The 19,516-nt window shown below is 46.1% G+C and carries 16 protein-coding genes; 1 reads left to right on the top strand and 15 read right to left on the bottom strand.

Annotated elements, in window-relative coordinates; translation table 11 throughout:
* Nucleotides 1-35 precede the first annotated feature (35 nt).
* The 15 genes from mgtA to glnA form a co-directional block, all read right to left on the bottom strand.
* Nucleotides 36-2,552, bottom strand: coding sequence for a magnesium-translocating P-type ATPase (mgtA, locus tag QUB66_RS01770; protein ID WP_332967836.1), 2,517 nt, complete (start codon nt 2,550-2,552; stop codon nt 36-38).
* Between the two features lie 245 nt (nt 2,553-2,797).
* Complete coding sequence (locus tag QUB66_RS01765; protein WP_265239928.1) at nt 2,798-3,340, bottom strand: DUF3122 domain-containing protein; 543 nt, start codon at nt 3,338-3,340, stop codon at nt 2,798-2,800.
* Nucleotides 3,341-3,429: 89 nt separating this feature from the next.
* On the bottom strand, nt 3,430-3,894 hold the full coding sequence (locus QUB66_RS01760; protein WP_332967839.1) for a rhodanese-like domain-containing protein: 465 nt from the start codon (nt 3,892-3,894) through the stop codon (nt 3,430-3,432).
* 208 nt (nt 3,895-4,102) lie between these two features.
* Nucleotides 4,103-4,555 (bottom strand): pyridoxamine 5'-phosphate oxidase family protein, encoded by a 453-nt coding sequence (locus tag QUB66_RS01755; protein ID WP_265239930.1) that lies wholly within the window; start codon nt 4,553-4,555, stop codon nt 4,103-4,105.
* 116 nt (nt 4,556-4,671) lie between these two features.
* A complete protein-coding gene (locus tag QUB66_RS01750; protein ID WP_265239931.1) occupies nt 4,672-5,028 on the bottom strand; it encodes a cupin domain-containing protein in 357 nt (118 codons plus the stop codon).
* Nucleotides 5,029-5,101: 73 nt separating this feature from the next.
* Nucleotides 5,102-5,692: a transposase gene (locus tag QUB66_RS01745; RefSeq protein ID WP_332967841.1), complete on the bottom strand. Its 591-nt coding sequence runs from the start codon at nt 5,690-5,692 to the stop codon at nt 5,102-5,104.
* A 347-nt stretch (nt 5,693-6,039) separates the two neighbouring features.
* Nucleotides 6,040-6,366 (bottom strand): hypothetical protein, encoded by a 327-nt coding sequence (locus tag QUB66_RS01740; protein WP_332967842.1) that lies wholly within the window; start codon nt 6,364-6,366, stop codon nt 6,040-6,042.
* A 55-nt stretch (nt 6,367-6,421) separates the two neighbouring features.
* A complete protein-coding gene (locus QUB66_RS01735) occupies nt 6,422-6,628 on the bottom strand; it encodes a hypothetical protein (RefSeq protein ID WP_265239934.1) in 207 nt (68 codons plus the stop codon).
* 365 nt (nt 6,629-6,993) lie between these two features.
* Entirely contained in the window at nt 6,994-9,309 is a 2,316-nt protein-coding gene (locus QUB66_RS01730) for an NACHT domain-containing protein (RefSeq protein ID WP_332967843.1), read from the bottom strand.
* Between the two features lie 139 nt (nt 9,310-9,448).
* On the bottom strand, nt 9,449-10,570 hold the full coding sequence (locus QUB66_RS01725) for a beta-glucosidase (protein ID WP_332967845.1): 1,122 nt from the start codon (nt 10,568-10,570) through the stop codon (nt 9,449-9,451).
* Nucleotides 10,571-10,718: 148 nt separating this feature from the next.
* A complete protein-coding gene (locus tag QUB66_RS01720; RefSeq protein WP_265239937.1) occupies nt 10,719-12,602 on the bottom strand; it encodes a glycoside hydrolase family 2 protein in 1,884 nt (627 codons plus the stop codon).
* A gap of 318 nt (nt 12,603-12,920) precedes the next feature.
* Complete coding sequence (locus QUB66_RS01715; RefSeq protein ID WP_332967846.1) at nt 12,921-13,277, bottom strand: STAS domain-containing protein; 357 nt, start codon at nt 13,275-13,277, stop codon at nt 12,921-12,923.
* A 129-nt stretch (nt 13,278-13,406) separates the two neighbouring features.
* Nucleotides 13,407-14,633 (bottom strand): UDP-galactopyranose mutase, encoded by a 1,227-nt coding sequence (gene glf, locus QUB66_RS01710; RefSeq protein ID WP_265239939.1) that lies wholly within the window; start codon nt 14,631-14,633, stop codon nt 13,407-13,409.
* 106 nt (nt 14,634-14,739) lie between these two features.
* Nucleotides 14,740-16,032: a glycosyltransferase family 1 protein gene (locus QUB66_RS01705; RefSeq protein WP_332967847.1), complete on the bottom strand. Its 1,293-nt coding sequence runs from the start codon at nt 16,030-16,032 to the stop codon at nt 14,740-14,742.
* Nucleotides 16,033-17,140: 1,108 nt separating this feature from the next.
* Nucleotides 17,141-18,562 carry a type I glutamate--ammonia ligase gene (gene glnA, locus QUB66_RS01700; RefSeq protein WP_265239941.1) on the bottom strand — a complete coding sequence of 474 codons (1,422 nt, stop codon included), beginning with the start codon at nt 18,560-18,562 and terminating at the stop codon, nt 17,141-17,143.
* A gap of 357 nt (nt 18,563-18,919) precedes the next feature.
* Here glnA and apcB point away from each other — a divergent pair, with 357 nt between their 5' ends.
* Nucleotides 18,920-19,429, top strand: a complete 510-nt coding sequence (apcB, locus tag QUB66_RS01695; RefSeq protein WP_265239942.1) for an allophycocyanin subunit beta — start codon at nt 18,920-18,922, stop codon at nt 19,427-19,429.
* Nucleotides 19,430-19,516: the final 87 nt, after the last annotated feature.

Below are 19,516 nucleotides of genomic sequence, written 5' to 3'. Positions count from 1 at the left end.
TCGATCTATCAATCAAAAAAATATGCAATCCAAGTCTATTGTACGTGTTGATAGAAAACTCGTTTCACAGTTTCTGCCGAGAGAATGTAAAGTCCGACAATTGCCGCCAGCACCAACAGGAATTCGAGCGGCAAGGATTGGAATCCTAGTAAACTTGCAACCGGAGTATAGGGAAGAAATAGTGCGATCATGACGATCGCGATCGTTGACATCAACAAATACTTTCCCGGCTTGCTTGTGAGAATCGACTGCCGCGTCCGAATCACCAGCACAATAATGGATGCAGAAATCACCGATTCCATAAACCAACCAGTTCTAAATTGCGCGGGGTTGGCGTGCAGCAGAAATATCAATGCTGCAAACGTCAGATAATCAAAGACTGAACTGAGTAAACCAAACACCAACATAAATTTGCGGATAAACTTGATATCCATGCGGCGGGGTTTGTTTACCAATTCCCTGTCTACGCGATCGGTGGCGATCGTCATTTCAGGGAAATCAGTCAATAGATTTGTGAGTAAAATCTGACTGGGCAGTAGCGGCAAAAACGGTAAAAACAGAGAAATACCTGCCATGCTGAACATATTGCCGAAATTAGCGCTCGTTGCCATAAACACGTATTTAAGCGTATTAGCAAACGTCACCCGTCCTTCCTTCACACCCTCAACCAAAACATTTAAGTCTTTTTCCATCAGCACAATGTCGGCTGCTTCCTTCGCCACATCAACCGCACTTTCAACGGAAATGCCCACATCGGCAGCATGAAGCGCCGAGGCATCGTTAATGCCGTCTCCGAGATAGCCCACCACATTCCCCGCTTTTTTCAGCGCGATGATGATCCGCTCTTTTTGATTCGGCTCAACTTCAGCAAAGACATTTGTTTCCCCAACACGGTGCAGTAGCGCTTCATCACTGAGTTTTTGCAGTTGGGAACCAGTCAAAACCTTTGGTTCGGGTAGTCCTACCTGTTGAATGATACTGATCGCCACAGCCCGACTATCGCCGGTAATCATCTTAGGGGTGATTCCCAGGGCTACCAAATCTTTGAGGGTGTCAGCAATGCCTGGTTTCGGCGGATCGAACAGCGCCAGATAGCCCATAAATGTCATGTTCGTTTCATCGTCTTTGCTGAAGGAATCGCGATCGAAATTGCGGTAAGCAACTCCCAATACTCGAAATCCTTTGCTGCCCAATTCTTCAGCGCGTTGTTGAATCTTGTCCTGCTGCGGCGCAATGTCGATCGCAATTCCGTCACCAGTCTCTACCTTTGAGCAGACATCCAGAATCGTCTTAAGCGCTCCTTTGGTGACAATTAGATGCGTATTCTGTTGTTTAAACAGGATGCTTAAGCGTTTGCGGTTGAAATCGTAGGGAACTTCATCGAGCTTTTGATAGCCAGAGATGTCGAATGTCTTGTGTTGGCGGATGGCTTGGTCGATCGGATTGACATAGCCCGATTCAGATGCAGCATTCAAATAAGCGTAGAGCAAAACCCGATCGCTCTCCTTGCCATCCACATCAACCGCCGAGTGAATTTTCACCTCCCCTTCCGTCAGCGTACCCGTCTTATCCGTACAAAACACGTTCATACTGCCAAAATTCTCGATCGCAGCCAACCGCTTTACAATCACCTGCTTGTTAGCCATTTGCTTAGCGCCGCGAGACAAATTGAGGCTGACAATGGCGGGCAGAAGTTGAGGAGTCAGGCCAACCGCCAGCGCTAGGGAAAATAGAAATGATTCCAAAACCGGGCGTTTCAGGTAAACATTGGCGGCAAAGATTAGGACAACCAGAATCAGCGTCACCTCCATCAGAAAGTAACCAAACTTGCTGAGTCCCTGTTCAAATTCGGTTTCCGGCGGCCTAAGTTTCAATCGTTCCGATACCTTACCAAACTCAGTTTCCTTTCCGGTATGCACCACCACTGCTTTGCCAGTACCGCTAATAACATTAGTTCCCATATAAAGGATGTTAGTGCGCTTACCCAAATCGGTTTCAGCGGGCAAAACGCCGCTGAGTTTGTCAGCCGGGTAAGTTTCTCCAGTCAGCGCCGCTTCATTCACCGACAAATCTTTTGACTCTAAAATCAGGCAGTCACCGGGAATACTATCGCCAGCATTAAGCAACACAATGTCACCCGGAACCACTTCCTCATTGGGGATTTCTTGAGATTTACCATCCCGCAACACCGTGGCTTTTACTTGCACCAATGCCAGTAGTTTCTCAACAGCATTTGTCGCTCCCCTTTCTTGCCAAAATCCTAGTAAGCCGCTAATTAGGACGATCGCCAAAATAATGATCGCATCTGCCGCATCTTTCAGAAATATCGACAGCACAGCGGCAAAAATCAGAATCAAAATAATCGGACTTTTGAACTGGTTGAGCAACAGCGTCAGTGAGTTCGATTGCTGTTTCTGTTTCAGGCTGTTCGCGCCGTATTCGCTCAGGTGTTGTTTAGCATCCTGGCTGCTTAAACCTGCGGTTGTAGACTTCACCTGAGCCAGCACCCGATCGGCAGGTAAGCTCCAAAACATCGAAAGTTGTGAATTCATTATTTGTTATTTAATATGATTTATACAAATTCTTGCTACAAAAAAAGTGTTGGGCGAAGTGAAACCGAGGGCTGTATCTGGACGCTCGCACTGTAAAAAAAAGTATTTTTTTACAGTGAGATGCTCCCTATCTGGGCCCTGTTGATCAGGTGCGGATCTGTGAGATTGTTTGTGAAACTTAGGGATTGTCAACGGCGACGCACCCTACGGCTACTTCAACTTTGCCAGCAACTTATCAACCGAACCTAATTTCCTGAAGAAAAAATGGTTTGCCACTCTTGCAGAAAAAGTGGTGGAACTGATAGATTAATCGCTTCACCGTCCATCGCTGATAGCGTCAACTTTAGGGGGTTTTCTGGCTGTAACTCCGGTAACAACGGCTGAATATCATACTGACCTACATTAGATTCGGGAGCAGACAAATCAGTAAAAATAAGGCTGGAGGTATCATTAGCACTCAGTGTTTTACCCATTGAATTAGTCAACAATAAGGGTTTACTACGGTCAATTTTTGCCACACCTGGGAAACCTACTAAACGCAGTTCAAAAGTCATTTGGCCATTAGGAGAAATCCTTTTAAAAGCGATCGCCTGCCAGCTATTGCCATGCTGATCTTTGAGGTTCTGCCGAGATTGGTAAACCATTTGGCTTGGTGCTTCCTCCAGTTCTGTAATTTCTGCAAGTGCCTGGGCATTAGTAAATATTCCCAACCCCAGAACTACAGTTAAAACCAAGGCTCCCAGTAATAGTAACTGGGAAATTATTTTTCCAACAAAACGTCCGAACATAAATATTGCCCTCTTTAAAAAACTGAGTGAATCGTCTTTTTCCTAGCTAGTTATGCTGGATTAGGTTGAGTATCATAAATACTTACATCCTACTTTTCTAAAGGTTCTCCTGCCGCTTTCCAACCTTGAATACTAGGAGGAAAACCCCTCACGTTAGCATATCCTAACATTTGCAAAGTCATAACTCCCATTGCGCTTCTATAACCAGTTGTGCAATAGAGAATTACAGGGTGATTTCTGGGAATTTTATCAAGATTTGCCATTAAAGTTTCCAAGGGTATATTAATAGCGCTTGGAATGTGACCGGAGGTATATTCAGAAGGTTGTCTGACATCAATTAATGAAGCATGATCATTTTTGACAATACTTTTGAGAGCTTCTGTATTTTTAATCGTGTAATAATCGCGAGGAAGAGAAGTCAAAAAATTATCGATGGTTTCTGACAATTGAGCTTGGGGCATTGAACTAGCCGCTATGACTGGCATTGGTGCGATCGCCAAAAAACAAATACATGATAGCGTTCCCACCAATAATGTTAAAAGAAATTTCCTCATATTCTTTTTTTTCTCCTTGATCTCACTAATATTTTTTAACTTAAACCTAAAAACCTTTGTTATGTCTTGTTTATAACCGAATCTATATCCTATCGCATCCCTCTTAAGAAGAGGATTTTAAGAATATCCTATCCCTTCCTTCTTAAGCAGGGCTGTTTCGTTTGGGTTATTTCCTAAATAAATTGAACGGATTGATTAATCAGGAGCGCTAATGACTGCTTGGTCCATCAGTCGTGCGTCCGGTCATCTCGCCGTGAGAAATGCGGTAGATTGCTATTACCTCTGCACGTCCCCAAGAGTCGATCCAAGTTCGATTGATCGCAGGCGAAAGTGTGGGATTTTGCCCTTTGACTAATTCCATCGCTAGATCGATGTCTTGCTGCTCGGTTAGGCGATCGGCTCTGCCACTCACAATCACGCTGCGCCAATGCAGCGGATCGTGAATTTCTTCTACCTGTAAGCAGACTTCTGGATTCACGTTTATGTCATGAGTCTTCATACCTTCGGTTGTAAACAGGTAGATATCAGAATCTTTGAAATAATAGTGCATTGGCATCACGTAGGGTTTTCCTTCGTGTATGTAGCCAAGATGACCGTATCCTACTTGTTGTAGAAACTCCTGAATTTCTTTTTGTCCCATTTCATCAATATCTAACATCATTATTCTCCTTTTCACGATTTACTCAATTGATTTTATTATACCAGATTACCTAAATTTTTGATTGATAGATCAACCACAGATATAAGGCAGATTCACGGAGATGAAGGCAGACAATTTCAAGAAGAATGATTGGAGTCACCAACCTGTTCAGAGAGTGTTAATAAAAAGGCGAGGTTTGTCACTGCTTTAATAGCATGGCGTGCGGTAGCAGGTACAAAAACAAACACTCCCGATTGAAGGACAATTTCTGTGCCTTCCAGCGTCAGCACGCCTTGTCCTTCAATCACATTCACTGTGGCATTGCGACTCGAAGAATGTTCTGCGATGTGCATTCCCACCGCGATCGACATCAGGGAATATCGGCAGTTTCTATCTTCTAGCAGAATCTTGCTCTTGACTTGAGTCTGGGAATACTCAATGACATCCGCCCAATGAATTGTGGTATTTTTCGATGAGATTATGGTTGCAGTCATGGGATTGGCTCTTGATTGTAGAGAGGTGATTAAGGTGAAGCACAAGGACACTCGTGGATTGAGTATCTGTAATTCACGGAAAGACAATTTTGGCGATCGGCGGATGTCCCAGGAAAAGGTTGGCCGCCGATCGCAACACACTTTCGGAATAGATAATCTTTTGGATTTCTAGACTTGGTGCACGTTTGGCGGTGGCATTGTAAGTCGCGATTTCGCCTTCCAGATTAAAATCGCTATCAGTGCGGTAGTGGTCATCGTCGTGCACTGCCTGGAAGATGAAGTTATAGATGGGATTAATACCCAGGGTTGTGTCGTAATTTTCGGCAGATACCCACAGATGATTTTGCTGGATATCGGCAAACATCTCTGCGGGACTGTTGTAACGCTCATACCATGAGAATTCTATATTTAGCGGGGTATTCTGAAACTCACTCCACAGCCAATCGCACAATTGGGCGATCGTTGTATCAGAAATTTCAGCCGGGGCGCTTTCTAGGTAGAGTTTGGCGAGGACTTCGACTCTATATGCCGTGGCGATCGCTTGAGTGTTGCCATCTTTAGTACGCGCGGCGTAGCTATCCCGTAGGGAATCGCCCACTCCTTCTTGAACTTTACCTTCAATATTTTTGGCGGTTGCCTTGGCTCGATTTTTTAAGCTCATCATCTGCGTTATTAAATGTTAAGACTGCTTGCCGGATCCGAATTAAAAACTCTGGTATTTACTCTGATTCTGACAAGCTGTTGGGTTGTTTTTTGAATGAATTGAATGAGTTGATTCACTACGTAACAAACGTAAGAAAAAACATTTTGGTAAAAGTCAGATTTTCTAAATGAGTAGCCGTACGGTGCGTCGAAGAAAGAAAATCCCAAAGAAAAATCGACAATCTCACAGCGACGCACCGGACAAAATAGTTGAGTAAACACACCCAAAAATTCTGTCATAGCAAAATTTTTAGAAATGGTATGACACTCCGAAATATCTGCTCCCAGTTTCACTATCAGCAGTAAACTCTAAGCGCTTTGTTGCTGAAAAATATGACTCAATCGATCGGCATTTTCTCTCAAAATGTGCAGAATGCCCCCTCGAATCACCGTTTCTCGGTACATTCGCTCAGCTAAAGCAGAACGATGTGGAGCGCTGATTTTTCTCGTCGGTGCTGGTTCTCCGGCGATCGCGTAATGGTTGGGAAGTTGGCTCAGAACGTGAGCAATCAGCTTTTGCCGAAATTCATGAATCGCAAAAGCTGAGTGATAGGGATGTTCTGGGTAGTCATCTAAGACTTCGCCAATTTCTCGCAGTACGGTTGGCAATGTTAAATTGATTAGCTCGAATGACATTTGTACCTCTAATTTAAAATTGCTGAGTCCGAAAACGATTGCTTGTCGGCGTTGACTAAGCGGGCATATCTGTATGACAACAGCCACAACGCCAGTAAATCCTTCCCGATCGCATATGTCGGACTAAAACAGTAGAACAGCACAGACAAGTATGACGGCTGCTCATGCAGCCGTCGATCGCTGGTGTGTCTAAAACCTGCTGGGTGCGATCGGGTTTTAAGTTCCTTGACAATGGGATTGCATTAGTCAATAAAGTGTTCATCTCATATCCTGAGTCGATCGAGTTAACGTGCCGTTTTTTTCCACAAAGCTTTTACAGATCAATACGCTTGGGTTAGCGCTGTTTATTGCCCGGAGATCCCCCTAAATCCCCCTTAAGAAGGGGGACTTTGAGAACTTTCTTGTCCTCCCCTTTTTAAGGGGGACTTTGAGAACTTTCTTGTCCCCCCTTTTTAAGGGGGGCTAGGGGGGAGCAGTCCTAAGTGAACCGTATTGAGCTAAGAGTGAGTTATCTTATAAAAATTATAGGCACTTGACGTTTCAAGTCGAGTATTAACAGATGTTTGATTTGTATTAATTGAGTGAATACTTGATAATTCTTTACATAAATATGTATCAATTCAGAATTTATTGCCATTCCCTAGCTTCCAGTTCCTGCTGAGGCAGCAATAAAGTCGCTTCGATTTCCTGTCGGATGGCGGCTGTCACTTCACAATTGCTGTGCAGACAATCGAGCAGAAGTTGATTGGCATTGTAGTAGGATTGCAGCACTTGCTGTTGAGCTGGACTAAACTCCCAAGTATGGTTAATATTGCGGTAATGGGCGATCGTCTCCCTCAACTCTTCCATCCAAGCAGAATAGTGTTTCTGCCACCAGTCATCAAGCCATTCTCGGTTTTGACTCGCAGATGGCAATTCGTCTCTCAATTGTTGCAAAGACTTATAAAATCCAGCATCCAGAACCGTCACCAGAATATTGTTGAGCGCCTCACTGCAAGCATTGGCACAAGCAAAATCCTGACTTTGATTAACCGCACATTCCAGCAGCAAATTATCTAAGGCCGCATCTAAAAACATCCCTTGATCCAGGGTGCACGCTAACGCAAAGTGAGCCGCTGTATGAGGGCTTTGGGCAAGCGCCAAGTAAAACGCTCGTGAAGTGGCAACTTTGGGCTCTTTGGGAATCATCTGCGATTTTTGACTAGCCCACAGCAAAAATTCTTGCAGATAAGGGTCTTGAGCCACTAATACATCAATCTGCTGCTTCATCAACTGCACCAGCGAATCTGCACTCCGCAACATCGCAGTTGTTAACAAGAAAACTTCGCGCCAGTGCGGGTCAGTTATGTGACTCACCAACCCGGACAGCGCTTGCTCTAATCCTCCCAGATTGTGACTGGCAACAATTTTTCGAGCCGTGAAGTATTCTTGAAATGCTAAATAGGAAAACGAAAAAATTCCTCGCGCTCGTTCTGTAAGTAACCCATGTTGAGCCTCGATTGATTTAAGTATGGCTTCGCTTTCGAGTTGGAGTTCCTCTGGTTCTAATAATGTCGCACCTGGCAAATTCCGCAAATAATCCCCAATGTATTGTTCGATGATCCGTTGCTCAAAAAAATACTGTCCGTCTTCAAAGGTGACTGCCGCCAACTGACTCAGCAACCTGAGTTTTTGAGGTAATAAAAACCCTCGGTACACGTCATCGCGTTCGACTCCTTTAGCTTCATCCCATTTCCCCAGCAGCAAATCCAGTCCTTGCTTGTAAAACTCCGTGCGTTTAGTCGGAAATTTGTCTTGACCGTGAAACACCCAGCAAGCAAGATGCAGAAACAGTGGCGTGACTACCAGTTGGCGAAACTGCCAGTTTTCCGACAAGTCCAATTTCCGCATAAACTGCATAGACTGTGCTTTCCCAGATTGAGAGTTGTTTTTGGCAAATTCTACAAACCACTTTTCCGCGAAGGTGGTGATTTGAGCCTCGGTTAAGGGGGCAATTTCCACATCGGTAAAGCCTTGCAGTTGCAGTTTTTGGGCGGCGGTGCGGCAGGTGCCGACGAACTGGTTTTTGTGATATTTTTCTGAGAATTTGCGCATCTCTTTCAGAACTACTGTAATGTCCTGGTTGAGCACTTCATCCATGCCATCTAGCAACAGCAAAACTCTACCGGCTTTGAGTAAAGTTTCAATTACAGACGGATTGGGAATACCTGATGTGAGAAATGCCTGATGAATGTAATTTAGGATGCTAAAGTTGCCATCATCTCTGGATTCTTCGGCAAAATCTCTCAGGGCGATGAAAACTGGCACTTGATGGGCGGCAAATTTGCCCCGGTTGCACAGAATGGCAAGATGTTTCAAAAAGGTGGTTTTGCCGACTCCTGGTTTACCTAATACTCTGAGTTTGGAGTAGGTTTCGACGGCTTGCATTCCTGGTATTTGTTTTTGGTCAACTGCGCCTAAGCCGACGCGATCGAATTCGGCGGGCTCTAAGTTTTGCAGGTCGGCAATTTCAAAGCACTGTTGGCTGGCTATTTCTTCTAAAATGTTGACATCGACGTAGATGTCATCAATGCTGACTGGACGGCTGATGTCGAGTAATTGCAAGATGCCGCATTGGTTTTGAATTGTGTCGCGATATTGCGATCGCACAACTTGCACTAAACTGTCAATATTCCCAGAGGCAGTCTCGGCGGCGTCTCCGGGTTCTGGAAATTCCGCAGCCGGATGGTCGGCAATGTCTCGCCAATCTAAATCTAGTATTGTACAAATGGCTAAAAAATTCTGGCGATCGACCCGTTGGCCTGTAAAAAATCGCCCAATTGGCTGACGAGTCTTTAAGTTGACTTCTCCGGCTAGATTGTCCTGAGTCCAGCCCTTGATGGCAAACGCTGCTTTCGCCCGTTGAATTCCAGAAGTGGATGCTTGGAGCGATCGTTTTACCATAAAATAACAACCTCATGTTAAGACTCAAAATTCAAAATTTTTTTAAGATCGAGCATTTTTATAATAATTTGTTAGTCCCAGCATATAAGGTGCGCAGTGCGCACCCTACATTAGAGTTAGAACGCCAGTCTTAAAACTGTTAGTTTTTTGACTTGAGCAACGGTTCAATCTGCTGTCTTTGATACTGCAATTCATCCGCCAAAGGCTGATAAATTTCTCGATCGCCCAATTCATTGCAATAATCCCACAAACCATTGTAACAGTGCCTGTCGTCGTCCCAACCCGGATGGTTGACGATCGGATACAAACAGACTCCCTCTACCGGAACTCCTGCTTTCAGCGCCGCCGCTACCTGATTGCACACATAATTAAACCAGACAGGTCTAAAATCGTCTTCAGTGCCTGTTTCTGCTACAAATAAGGGGCGGCCGTAGCGATCGAACACTTCTTGCAGCATCTCGCTAAACGGGCGGTACAGCCGATCGGTGTATTTCATCGGATCTTGATTGTGAATCCACTGATTGCGATCGTAATAATTCACCCCAATAATATCGAGATATTTTTCCTGGCCGCCAAGTTCGGGGCGAAAGCGTCCCGCCAACATATCCCATGCTTGATATTGAGATAAACGATAACCTTCCGCCGCGTCTTTATCCTCCGGTTTGTCAGGATCGGCAATAATGTTAATTACCGGGTCAATCTGAACGATGCGGCTGTGGGGATTGATTTCCCAAACTGATTCTATCCCTGCGATCGCAGCTTTGACTAACTGAATTTTGAGCTCGTCTCCCCGCCCCTCCGCAAAGGGATTGATGTACGCGACATCGCCGCCAGCCCAGGCAATAAATGAAATTTCATTGACAGGTGTCACAAATGGTATTTGGTCGGTTTCGTCAGTCAGCACTTGCATAAAAGCGCGCACCATCTTGGCAAATCTGGACACGAATTCGGGACTAAAAATATCAATATCATCCGGCCAGCCGTAGTGAAACAAATCCCAAATTACCTGCATTTTTGTATCGCGGGCGGCGCGAATTATTGGCAGGGCGCTGGAAAAATCGTATTGTTCCGGCGACTGTTCAATTAAGTGCCAGCGGAGGCCTTCGCGGACTGTGTAAATGCCTTGCTGTTGCAAGCGTTGGTAGTCGGCGACTGCGAATTTATCGTGGCCGGTAGCGGCTGTGACATCGAGGCGTTTTCCCGATCGCAATTTGTGTGTGGAACATTCAAAACCGCCCATGAAAAAACTTTGAAACATCATTAAACAGTTGACAGTTGACAGTTGACAGTTGACAGTTGACAGTTGACAGCGAGGTTTTAAGGTTCGTAGTAGGGAGTTTAGTCCTTAAATATTCCTAAAAAAGGACTTGCATTCCTCACTACAAACGAGATTTTGGTTTGTAGTGTATTTAGCACTGAGTAATAGCTTGCGACAGCGAACTTTCTTCGGGAATATCCCAGCCGAGAGTTGCCGCCGCGATCGCCTCTATGGGAAATTTGGGAGTGCGATCGGCATAAAGCAAACCGTTAGCTTCTTGGAAAGTATCAGTCAACTGCGTGTAACAAAATCCGCTAAACATTTCCACCCGGTTTACCACCTGCAACAGCGCCGTATAGCGCCTTTGCAGTTCCTGCGTGTCCGACGCGCGCACGTAGCCCCAAACCCTGTGAAAATCGGGGTTTTCGCGACCAGCGCAAGCGATACCGCCGAATTCGGTCAGCATCACCGGCTGTCCTTGGTGCGGGTGGCCGTCGAGGGTGAGGACTCGCCCTCCCGGACGCCCGCGATTGAACAAATCCGCTAACTGGACTTCGGGCCCGTAGCGCTTGGCCACAGTTTGCGGGTTGTTGTCGTAGTCGTGAATCGCCAGGATATCGGTATCTGTGCTTTCCCAGCCGTCGTTGCTAATTACCGGGCGAGTCGGATCGAGGGTTTTGGTCAGGAAATACAGCGCTTGGACGTAGTGGCGGTGGGCTGGCGCTTCGACTAAATTGGGAACTCCCCAAGATTCGTTGAAGGGCACCCAGACTACGATACAGGGATGGCTGGAGTCGCGATCGATCACTTCCGTCCATTCCCGCGTCAGCCTGTCAACGGCTTTGCGAGTAAAGCGGTAGGCGCTGGGCATTTCTTCCCAAACTAGCAGCCCCAGCACGTCGGCCCAGTACAAAAAGCGCGGATCTTCGATTTTTTGGTGTTTGCGAACGCCGTTGAAGCCCATTGCTTTGACTAATTCGACATCGTGGCGCAAAGCTTCGTCGGAGGGGGCAGTCATCAGGGTGTCAGGCCAGTAACCTTGATCGAGCACCAGTCTCAGGTAGTAGGGGCGGCCGTTCAGCATGAAGCGATCGCGCTGGATGCTGACAGTCCGCATCGCGGTGTAGGATTTAATTTCGTCGAGCAGTTTGCCGTCCGCCCACAACTCCACTTGTGCGTTAATTAATGTCGGTTTTTCGGGACTCCACAGCAGTTCGTTGCGGTAGTCGTCGATCCCCGGATCTGAAAGGGCGATGCGGCGGTGGATTTCGCCGTTGATCACTTCGTAGGTGTCGTTAACCAGCAGCAAACAGCCGATCGACAGTTTAACTTTAATTTGAATCCCGGATTGGCGATCGCCCGCCACAAACGCTTCAAAACCGATTTCCCAGCGTTCAAACTGCGGAGTCCAGCGGATGCGCTCGATATAAGTGTGAGGCACCAATTCTACCCAGACTGTCTGCCAAATGCCGGTCGTGCGCGGATACCAGATGCTGTGCGGTTGCACTTGCCAATCTTGCTTGCCGCGCGGTTTTGCCAAATCTTGCGGATCGTCCTGGGCCCAGACTGTCACCCGCTGCGGGCCGATGGGGTTAAGAACTGCTGTAATGTCTGCCGAGAAAGGAGTGTGTCCGCCTTCGTGTTCGATGACAAAGTGACCGTTTACCCAGACGCGGGCGCGGTAGTCTACGGCGCCGAAGTGGAGGAGAACTCTGCTTTCTGTGTGGGGTAAGTCAAATTCGCGATCGTACCAGCAGTTGGCGTGAAAATTCGTGTCACCAATCCCGCTTTTTGCCGATTCGGGAGCAAATGGCACTTCTATAGTGTGACTCCAGTCGGTAATGTCGATCGGCTGCACACAGCGTCCCGCATCGTCGTAAGCAAACCTCCACTGACCGTTAAGACAAATCCAGTTGCTGCGGCGCAATTGCGGGCGCGGATAACCTGTTTTGCGCCCTTGAACAGTCACCTTATTGTCTAGAGTGGAAGACTCTTCAATATCGCAATTTTCTACTTCTCTACCTAACCAACTCATCGGCACATCTACCCAAAGTTATATTTATAGGTTAGCGACAATTCCCCCGACTTTCACAAGTTTTTTGCTGATTAATTTGCAAAAGTTCTGCACCTTAAAACAGCCTCATCTGAAGGCTTATGCTGAAGTCATTAGTCATGAGTCATTAGTCCTTAGTCCTTAGTCCTTAGTCAGAAGGAAGAAGGAAGAAGGAAGAAGGAAGAAGGAAGGAAGATTTTTCCCACTCTCCCCCTCTCCCACTCTCCCCCTCTCCCACTCTCCCACTCTCCAACTCTCCCCCTCTCCCACTCTCCAACTCTCCCCCTCTCCCCTCTCCCTTTAGCTGGCAACACTTTGCAAACCTCCTAAAGGTTCAGTTAGGTCACTTGTGAGAGGAACTTCTTCGGGATGTGGCAAATACTGAAATATCTGTTCTAATCCCGTGAGTTCAAATAGCATTCTAACTTGTTCGCTCATAGCAGATATCAAAAGTATACAGGCGCTGTCTCTAACTAATTTCACGATCGCCACTACAGCCATTAACTCCGAATTTTTCAAGAATTTTATATTTGAGAAATCCAGCATCAGAATTTTGCCGTCGCTTTCAATTAGGCGCTTTATTTCTTTTTGAAAATAAAAAAATTGAGATTTTTCCAAAACCTCATGAGACAAAATTATTTTCACGATCACGCTCATTTTTACCTCAATCCTTGTTTGAATTGTTAAAAAAAATTTTGAGGGAAACCAAGTAGGGTGCGCACTGCGCACCTTACATTTTCAACTATCGCCGTAGACTTTTCCCCCTTACAAAATCACAGCTTACAGCTATTTGCTAGCAGATTTGCCGTTGCCATTGACAGCAACGACTTCTAGAGAAACAGCGGCTGGGAGTTCGGCAACTGCGTTCGACGAGCTTAAATTAGAGGCAGAAGCGTTAAGATTGCCCACCATTTCAATCATCGGCTTGGCTGTAATCTGAGTATAAGTTGTCAAAGCTTGAGCGACAACTTGATCCATGTTATAATACCTGTAAGTCGCCAGCCTCCCCACAAAAGAAACTCCCGGAGTGGCATCAGCCAAAGCCTTATATTTCTTGTATATTTCGGCATTTTCCGGACGAGGCACCGGGTAATAAGGGTCTCCCTCAGCTTGGGGATATTCGTAGACAATGCTCGTTTTGAGATGCTCCTGTCCGGTGAGGTATTTAAACTCCGTGCAGCGAGTATATAAATGCTCGTTCGGGTAATTTACCACGGGTGCTGCTTGGTGTACGGGTACGTTCAGCGTCTCGTGCTTGAATTCTAAGGAACGGTAAGGCAGTTTGCCATAGCAATAATTGAAATAGGAATCCACAGGGCCGGTATAAATCATTTCCCCGTAAGGAATAAAACCTTCAATCTCCCGGTAGTCGGTATTCAGCATCACCTTGATGTTTGGGTGAGACAGCATCTTTTCAAACATCCGAGTGTAGCCGTGCAGGGGCATTGCTTGATAGGTATCGGTGAAATAGCGATCGTCCCTGTTAGTGCGGGTGGGTACGCGCGCAATCACTGATTTGTCAAGTTCTGACGGGTCTATTCCCCACTGTTTGCGGCTATAGTTGCGGAAGAATTTATCGTAAAGTTCGCGGCCGACTTTGCTGACAACGACATCTTCGGAAGTGCGAATATAATCTTTTGGTTCGGCTACTTTCGCGAAGAAATCTTCGACTTCAAATGATGTCAGATTCAGCCCATAAAGTTTATTTACAGTGTTGAGATTGATCGGAATTGGCAACAGTTGACCGTCCACGCTGGCGAGGACGCGATGTTCGTAGGGCCGCCAATCGGTGAACTGCGAAAGGTACTCGAAAACAGGGCGCGAATTAGTGTGAAAAATGTGGGGGCCGTATTTGTGAACGAGGATGCCGTGGTTGTCGTAGTGGTCGTAGGCGTTGCCACCGATGTGATTGCGGGTATCAATTATCAAGACTGTTTTGCCCGCCTGAGTTGCTAGTCTTTCGGCAATGACGCTACCTGCAAATCCGGCTCCGACAATTAAATAGTCAAACATTAAAGTACCTCTATTGTTTGGTAATTTGTAATCTGTAATCGGTAATTTGTAATCGGTAATTGGTAATTGGTAAGCTAGTATGGTTGAGTGTTAAACCTCGATATTTCTAACTTAAAACTTTTAGCCTGTCATCTGCTTTTGCCTTTCTGCCTTCGATCGCACTTTCGATCAATTCCAGCATTTCACCCCAGGTATTGTCCCAAGAATTGTCTGCTAAAAAGGCATCCACTTCGCCCAGCCACTTGGCGCGAACTTCCGAACTTTCGCCCAGGATTGCTTCAGCAGCAGCAACGAATTCTTCAACATTGCTCGCAATCCGAACCAAGCCGTTTTCTCCGTAGGGCCGCACCACGTCGCGGATCGGAGTAGAAATCACCGGTTTGCCGGCAGCGAGGTATTCGGGAGTTTTCGTCGGACTAATAAATTTAGTCGATTCGTTAATCGCAAAAGGCAGCATTGCTATATCCCACCCGCCAAGATACGCTGGCAGTTCTTGATAAGATTTGCCGCCGAGATAGTGGATATTTGGGTGAGTTGGTAGAGTTGCCTGGTCGATTTTCACCACCGGGCCAATGATGACTAAATGCCAGTCCGGTCTCGCTTCCGCAATGCCGCCCAGCAGTTCGATATCCATGCGTTCGTCTATGACGCCAAAAAATCCCAAACGCGGGTGAGGAATGTCTTTTTGATCCGCAGGTGCTTCTGAAAAATTCCTAGCTGCGGCAAAGTGTTCTTTTTCGATGCTGCTAGGGAAAGCATGAATGTTTGGGTGCTGGTGCTGCTTTGCTTCGTAGAGGCTGTGTCCGCCTGTAAATACGACGTTGGCGCGCTTTAATAGTTGGGTTTCATTTGCTTTTAAATCCGGGTGTGCGCCTTGGAATGCTGACAGTTCATCCATGCAGTCGTAGACTACAGCTAGCGGTTTTAAGTGGTTGGTAAAACTGACAGCCATTGGTGTGTAATACCAGAGAATGTACTGGCTAATTTCTGCTGATTGAAACAAATCATCGAGCATGGCTTGCTGAGCAGTTTGCACTGTTTGTTCGCTGATTCCTTCGCTCAGGTGCGGTACTATTACCCAGACTCCGGTTTCGTGAATGCTGACATCAAGCCACCAATCAGTTGCCGCGTTGAAAACAGGTTCTTCTATAAAGAATACGCGGCGATTTTTGGCACAGCGGCCTAAGAGATGTTGCGGACGCTGATAGACGAAATTCCACCGCAAATGAGACAAACAAACTAAATCCGGTGCATCTAAAGCAGCAGCTTTTGATAAGTTGGCTGGGGAGGGAGCGAATTGAGAGGGAGATTTTGCTGGATCTATCCAGGTAAATCGGATCTCCCATGCTCGACCTTTATTGCTATAATTATTGTTTATTGAGCTTTCTGGCGGGGACATAATTAGCCTCGATAATTGGTTGATGAAATTTTTTCCAGGAAAATTTAGTAATGAAAAATTGTCAATAAGATATCTTGCTTGGCAGTGTCTTACTGAAAGTCGCAAGCATTAATCAGAGAATTTTTATTGGCGAACAAGCGGCGCATTTATTAGACCAAACAAGGCAACTGCTTAGCTGCGTAAAAACACGCTTATCTGCTTTTTTCAGGAGTGAAACTTGGAGATAAGTTAATTTTGTTAAACTTGCTATTGCTGCTAAATCTAACTCAATTTTACTGCTATTACTTCTATCTGAAGGATGACTTCGATCTCAGGGCGCGCCTAGCTTGCACTCTTGGTTCAAAAGCGGTTAAAATACCGATCGCTCTTGTGAAATGACTCTTAATTGGCAGGTACGGGTTAAAAACTAGCGAGTTTTATGGATTTATTTGGTAAAACAGATAAAATTTGGGATTCCGGGACAGCTTCGTTTCACGAGTTTTTGTTGCCCTGTGATTTCAGAAAAGTCGCCTTTTTTAAACTTATCCGATCGCAGGTTGGCCAATTTTGTATCTTAATATACAAGTTCTCTGCCTAGATTTATGACTTCCGATAGATTAAGAATTGATAGTTTATGTATTCGCCTTAAACCGACATCTTATACCATTGTCAATCATACCGGAGAAATCTGGTAAAAGCCACGAGAAACCTAGGATTTTACTCGATTCAGTGGCAAGAAACCAAGATGACGATATTGGTGCTCTGGGTGCGAGGTTAAAGTCATGCGCAGAGCACCAATTTCAATCATCCGTCTTAGGGAGGGTTCCTCAATATATGCAATTCCCCCACCAAATATCGCTGCCAACCCGCGACTCAAAGATACCACTTTGAAAAGTCTTGCTGAAAAGTCTTGCTAGAATTATTAATTCTATATAAATTATCTGTCATTTGTATGATTACCCGCCGGACATTCCATCGTGCCGTTTCCCTACAAATTATCGCCTATAATTTCTATGTGGCAATTTTTCATAATTGATATAAACTCCAAAAAAACGCCGCTTTTCAGGGCGGCGTTCTTTTTAATTAAGAATTATAAATGGGAATTATGCCATTTTTAATGCTTAATTTCCTAACAATCGTAGTAGAGAGCAAACTCGTAGGGATGAGGACGTAACCGCATCGGGTTGACTTCGTTGTCGAGTTTGTAGGAAATCCAGGTTTGGATGAAGTCTTCGGTAAAGACGCCTGTTTCTGTTAAGAAAGCGTGGTCTTGTTCTAAAGCTTCTAAAGCGGCTTCCAAGGAAGCGGGAGTTGAAGGAATTTTGCTCAATTCTTCAGGGGAAAGGTCGTAGATATCCACGTCCAAAGGTTCGCCCGGATCGATTTGATTCTTGATGCCATCTAGGCCGGCGCACAGCATAGCTGCAAAGGCTAAATAGGGGTTGGATGTGGCATCGGGACAGCGGAATTCTAACCGCTTGGCTTTGGGGTTGGTACCAGACAACGGAATCCGCACTGATGCCGATCGATTTCCTTGAGAATAAGCTAAGTTTACAGGAGCTTCAAAGCCCGGAACTAAACGCTTGTAGGAATTAGTCGTCGGGTTGGTGAGTGCCAAAAGTGCCGGCGCGTGCTTGAGAATGCCGCCGATGTAATGCAGTCCCATTTGACTGAAACCTGCATATTGATCGCCTGCAAATAACGGTTTGCCGTCTTGCCAAATCGACTGGTGAACGTGCATCCCGGAACCGTTGTCGTTAAACAGCGGTTTGGGCATGAAGGTGATGGTTTTGCCGTATTTTTTGCCGACGTTTTTGATGACGTATTTGTATGTCATTAAGTAGTCAGCGGCTTGGACTAATGTTGCAAAGCGGAAACCGAGTTCGCATTGACCGCCGGTGGCGACTTCGTGGTGGTGCTTTTCGATTGGTACGCCGCATTTTGCCATTGTCAGCAGCATTTCCGTTCTCATGTCTTGAGAGGTATCGGTTGGTGCTACTGGGAAATAACCTTCTTTGTAACGTGGTTTGTAACCGAGGTTGCCGCCTGCTTCTTCTTTGCCGGAATTCCAGCGACCTTCGATCGAGTCTACGTAATAGTACCCGGAATTTTGGGTTTGGTCGAAGCGAACGTCGTCAAAAATGAAAAATTCTGCTTCCGGGCCAAAGAATGCTGTATCGCCGATGCCGGTGGTATTTAAGTAGTCTATGGCTTTTTGGGCGATCGTGCGGGGACAGCGACCGTATGGTTCGCCGGTGCGGGGTTCTTTGATGCTGCAAATGAAGCTGATGGTGGGTTCTGCCATGAAGGGGTCAATCCACGCGGTGGTAGGATCGATGACCATTGTCATGTCTGATTCGTTGATGGCTTTCCAGCCGCGAATGCTGGAACCGTCGAAGGGTACGCCGTCTGTGAAGGCGGTTTCGTCGATTTGGTCGTGGTACAGGGAAAGGTGTTGCCAGATCCCCGGCATATCGATGAATTTTAGGTCAACGATCAGGATTTTATTTTCTTTTATGTAGTTTAGGGCTTCTTGGGGTGTCTGGAACATGACTTACTCCTGATGTTAGTTGTGTCTTGGCGATCCTCTTCGAGGGCTTCGCTAACGGCAGATTTTAGACTGTTTGGGCGATCGTAGGCTTTCAGTAACCACGTTTTTGTAGCAAAAGATACAAAATATTCAAAGTGCGCCCAGTGCGGGCGGGCAGTTCGTGATTCTTGCCTGGTCTATGTTTCGGCTGTTGATCTAAGGCAAAAGGCTGAACTTTGCGGTCAGTTGCTGGGGAGGGACTACCCTCTGTGCAAATCCTATCTCAAATCTTAATCAAAGGCCGATTTGTAGTAGTCTACAATAGGCGGTCTATCTCAGATAGAAAAGTATTGATAAAGATTTTTGGGAGAGAAACTTATGCGCGATGCAGTGACGAGCCTGATTGAAAATTATGATGTTGCTGGTAGGTATTTAGACCGAGATGGTATCGATCGGTTGAAATCTTATTTTGCAACGGGCACAGCACGGGTACAGGCGGCGGCTGCGATTAACAGCAATGCTGCGGAAATTGTCAAGCAAGCTGGTATTCAGCTATTTGCTGAACAGCCCGAACTGATCCGTCCCGGTGGAAATGCCTACACGACTCGTCGCTACGCGGCTTGTTTGCGGGATATGGACTACTACTTGCGCTACGCTACTTACGCCCTGGTGGCTGGAAGTACCGATGTGCTGGACGAGCGCGTGCTGCAAGGTTTGCGGGAAACTTACAATTCTCTGAGCGTTCCCATTGGCCCGACTGTGATGGGGATCGGCATTATGAAGGAGATGGTTAAGGCTCAGGTGGAAGCTGCCGGCTTGTCTGTGGGGCCTTTTCTGGAACAGCCTTTTGATTACATGATTCGCGAATTGAGCGAACAAGATATTTAAGTCAAGCAAGCTGGTTCTTTTAGCAGCAAATTGTATTTGTGGCTTGCAGTTAGGAGCCGTTGGATCGATCGCTTTTTTGGGCATCCG

It is taken from the genome of Microcoleus sp. A2-C3, from assembly GCF_036706065.1.
Lineage (GTDB): Bacteria > Cyanobacteriota > Cyanobacteriia > Cyanobacteriales > Microcoleaceae > Microcoleus.
The sequence above is the reverse complement of the archived record's forward strand: the minus strand, read 5'-3'. Positions and strand labels throughout refer to the sequence as shown.